The sequence below is a fragment of the Nostoc cf. edaphicum LEGE 07299 genome, assembly GCF_015207245.1.
Classification (GTDB): domain Bacteria; phylum Cyanobacteriota; class Cyanobacteriia; order Cyanobacteriales; family Nostocaceae; genus Nostoc; species Nostoc edaphicum_B.
This window is the reverse complement of sequence record NZ_JADEXF010000633.1, coordinates 1-3,629: the sequence shown is the minus strand read 5'-3', so window position 1 is coordinate 3,629 and position 3,629 is coordinate 1. Positions and strand designations below refer to the sequence as shown.

4 protein-coding genes and 1 pseudogene are annotated in these 3,629 nt (G+C 42.1%); 4 read left to right on the top strand and 1 reads right to left on the bottom strand.

The window, feature by feature from the left end:
* The 4 genes and pseudogenes from IQ229_RS18090 to IQ229_RS18075 all read left to right on the top strand — a co-directional run.
* A pseudogene (locus IQ229_RS18090) lies at positions 1-198 on the top strand (DUF433 domain-containing protein); the annotation flags it as partial.
* A gap of 6 nt (positions 199-204) precedes the next feature.
* Positions 205-558, top strand: a complete 354-nt coding sequence (locus tag IQ229_RS18085; protein WP_194046086.1) for a DUF5615 family PIN-like protein — start codon at positions 205-207, stop codon at positions 556-558.
* Positions 559-654: 96 nt separating this feature from the next.
* Complete coding sequence (locus IQ229_RS18080; RefSeq protein WP_194046084.1) at positions 655-1,842, top strand: class I SAM-dependent methyltransferase; 1,188 nt, start codon at positions 655-657, stop codon at positions 1,840-1,842.
* Between the two features lie 412 nt (positions 1,843-2,254).
* Complete coding sequence (locus tag IQ229_RS18075) at positions 2,255-3,133, top strand: NAD(P)-dependent oxidoreductase (protein WP_194046082.1); 879 nt, start codon at positions 2,255-2,257, stop codon at positions 3,131-3,133.
* 97 nt (positions 3,134-3,230) lie between these two features.
* Here the strand turns inward: IQ229_RS18075 and IQ229_RS18070 are convergent.
* Positions 3,231-3,629: four helix bundle protein (locus IQ229_RS18070; RefSeq protein ID WP_322744010.1), on the bottom strand; the 399-nt coding region annotated here is incomplete at its 5' end.

The window sequence follows — 3,629 nt, the reverse complement described above, 5'->3', positions numbered from 1 at the left end:
AAAGAACAGTACCCATCGCTTCATCTTTGGGATATCTATTTGGTGATTGCTTATTACTTACAACACCAAGGTGAGGTTGATACCTACCTTCTAGAGCGTCAAAGACTTGCCACGGAGATTCAACAGGAAGCTGAAAAGCGTTTTAACCCCATTGGAGTGCGCGATCGCCTTTTAGCAAGACGCAACCCACAAGGGTAAATTACGATGCTGCGTTTTTTGGCTGACGAGAACTTTAACAATCAGATTATCCGTGGTGTTCTGCGTCGGAACAGTAATGTTGATATTGTCCGTATTCAGGATGTTGGATTGACTGAAGCAGACGATCCAACTGTATTAGAATGGGCAGCGCAAAACAGGCGTGTGGTGCTAACTCATGATGTAGCGACGATGACAACTTTTGCCTATGAACGATTGCAAGCAGGCTTGGCAATGCCTGGGTTATTTGAGATCAGTCGTCGTGTTTCAGTTGGTTTAGCGATCAAGGAAATTTTGTTGCTAGATGAATGTAGCTTAGAAGGAGAATGGGAGGGACAAGTTCGGTTCTTGCCTTTGCGTTAACGATTGAAGGCGATTAATTGGTGTAGCCCGTTGTAGATATTACGATCGCCTTAATGAAAATCAATACATAATTTTCTTAGATGGATCTCAAATTTTATGGATTCAAATCCAGCTTTGTGTGCAGCGATCGCAAATCACATTACCACCTCTTTACAGCAGCGAATTACTTTCGCCGAATTTATGGATCTGGCCTTATACCACCCTGAATACGGCTACTATTCCAGCGATGCAGTCAAAATTGGCTTTCAAGGTGGTGATTTTTTCACCTCTCCCAACCTCAGCGCTGACTTCGGCGAGTTACTAGCAGAACAGTTTTTCCAAATGTGGGAGATTTTAGGAAAACCTATACCCTTTTCTCTGGTAGAAATGGGAGCAGGTCAAGGACTGCTAGCATTGCATATCCTCAAATATCATCAACAGCGCTACCCAGATTTTTTTACTGCACTGGAATATATTATTGTTGAAAAGTCTCCAACTTTAAGACAAGAACAGCAGCAACGCTTACAAGATTTACCCGTGCGTTGGTGCAATCTAGAGGAAATACCATCAAATGCGATCGCAGGTTGCTTTTTCTCTAACGAGTTAGTAGATGCGTTCCCCGTGCATCAATTCATCCTAGAAACGGGAGAACTCCGAGAAATTTACGTAACCACAGATAGTAATGAGAAAGAAACCAATGCCCCATGCCCATCATTTATAGAAGTCACAGGGGAACCTTCAACCCCCCAACTAGCTAAATATTTAGACTTAGTGGAAATGAACTTTACCCAAAGTGCATATCCAGATGGCTACCGTAGTGAAATTAATTTAGCTGCTCTAGACTGGTTGAGTATAGTAGCAGACCGCTTGCAGCGTGGCTATGTGTTAACAATTGATTATGGCTACCCCGCCAGTCGTTACTATAATCCCAGGCGATCGCAAGGAACGTTACAGTGCTATTATCACCACCGTTTCCATGACAACCCCTATATCAATATTGGGCGACAAGATATAACTGCCCATGTTGACTTTACAGCTTTGGAACGCTGGGGCCAGAAGTGTAACTTAAAGAATGTTGGTTTTATCCAGCAGGGATTATTTTTGATGGCATTGGGTTTAGGCGATCGTATTGCAGCCCTTTCCGAGCAAAAGCAACCTCTTTCGCAGTTACTACAGCATCGGGACGCACTACACCAACTTATAGATCCTACAGGACTCGGCGGCTTTGGAGTCTTAATTCAGAGCAAAGGTCTGGACAATACAGAAATTTCTCAACCATTAAAAGGATTGATCCTGCCAGAGTAAGCGTAAAGAAAGAAAAGTTAAAACTCTATTTAAGAATGCAGTATCAGTCTTATTTAGACTAGCATAACAGTGATTACTGTAAAGTTAAACACACTACCAAAGTAATAATTATGTCCACTCATGACCTGTTGATGCTAGCAACACTACTTACCCCCGGTCTTTTACTTTCAGTGATAATTATGTTGACTTTTGCTGCTGGTGGTTGATTGCCAGAGTTAGGAAGTAAGAAAACTGGAATTTAGGATTGTATCTTAAATTTCAAATAACTACTTCCCAACTAAATTTGAATCAAACAATGCGATGTTCATAATGAGTTATGAAGCTCGATGACTAGCTCTAAGGGTTGGCGCAGCCTCTCTAAGAGTTGCTATGCGAACCCTATCGGTGACGCTGTATTAAAGGAACGTAAAAAATGAAGGTGGCATTTCTGGGAACTGGACTGATGGGACTACCAATGGCTCAAAGGTTATTAGCCGCAGATATACAGCTAGTTGCCTACAATCGTACCCCAGAAAAATTAGCACCACTACAAGCATCTGGGGCTGAGATTGCTACACATCCCCGCCACGCCATTCGTGCTGCTGAGTGCGTAATTCTCATGCTGACTAATGCCCCAGCCATTTATAATGTGTTGCTTTCAGATACTGCTTGGCAAACTCTGGAAGGGCGCACGATCATCCAAATGGGAACAATTACGCCCACAGAAAGCCAGGAAATTAGAGATGCAGTTCTTGGGGGTGGTGGTGAGTACTTAGAAGCACCCGTATTAGGGAGTATCCTAGAAGCCAAAGCTGGCAAGTTGAGTGTTATGGTAGGGGCCGAGCCAAAACAATACGAACGCCACTTGAAGTTACTCCAAAATTTTGGGACAGAACCTTTGCTTATCGGGCCAGTAGGATCTGCGGCGGCGCTTAAATTGGCACTAAATCAACTAATAGCTTCTCTAACAACTAGCTTTGCTTTGAGTCTAGCTTTTGTCCAGCGTCAAGGTGTCGATGTCGGTGTGTTTATGCAAATCTTGCGCGACAGTCCCCTCTACGCACCTACCTTTGACAAAAAGCTACAACAAATGTTAGATGGCAATTATGCCGATCCCAATTTCCCCACAAAACACTTGCTTAAAGATACAGAATTATTTATCTCGGAAGCGAAATCTCAGAGTTTGGATCTCAGCAGTATTAAAGGAGTGCGGCAAATCTTGCAAACAGCCGTAAAAATGTCATTTGCTGATGATGATTACTCATCACTATTTTCTGTCATTAAGGAATGGGGAGAAGCGATAGGGGAATAAAGAGTTTAAGCTCATCTCACGCCTAAAGTCAGTGGATTGTGGGGAAAAGGGTAAGGGGTAAAGGGTAAAGGGTAAAGGGGAAAGGGGAAAGATTTTATTATTTTGATGACTGATTTATAGATTGAATTTGATTAGATAGCATACGGCTCAACTCTATAGCTTGATTAGAAAGTTGTGTATAAGTTGGTTGGTCTAGATAGCCTACTTCTAACGCTACTCTTAAAAGACTGCGAACTTCACCAGCAGACCCTTTAGCAATATTTAGAAAGTTTAAGTATTCTTTGCGAGAATATCGTTCAAATCCTTCTGCAATATTTGTAGGTATTGATACGGATGCACGTCTTAACTGATCTCTTAAACCAAAGTCTCTACTCAGTTCACCTTCCTTAGTCCTTAAGTATATTTGCTTAACTAAGTCAATACCTTTTTGCCATACTTTTAAATCCTCAAAAGTTTCAATTTTTTTCCTTTCCATTCCTTCCCTTCCCCCTTCCCC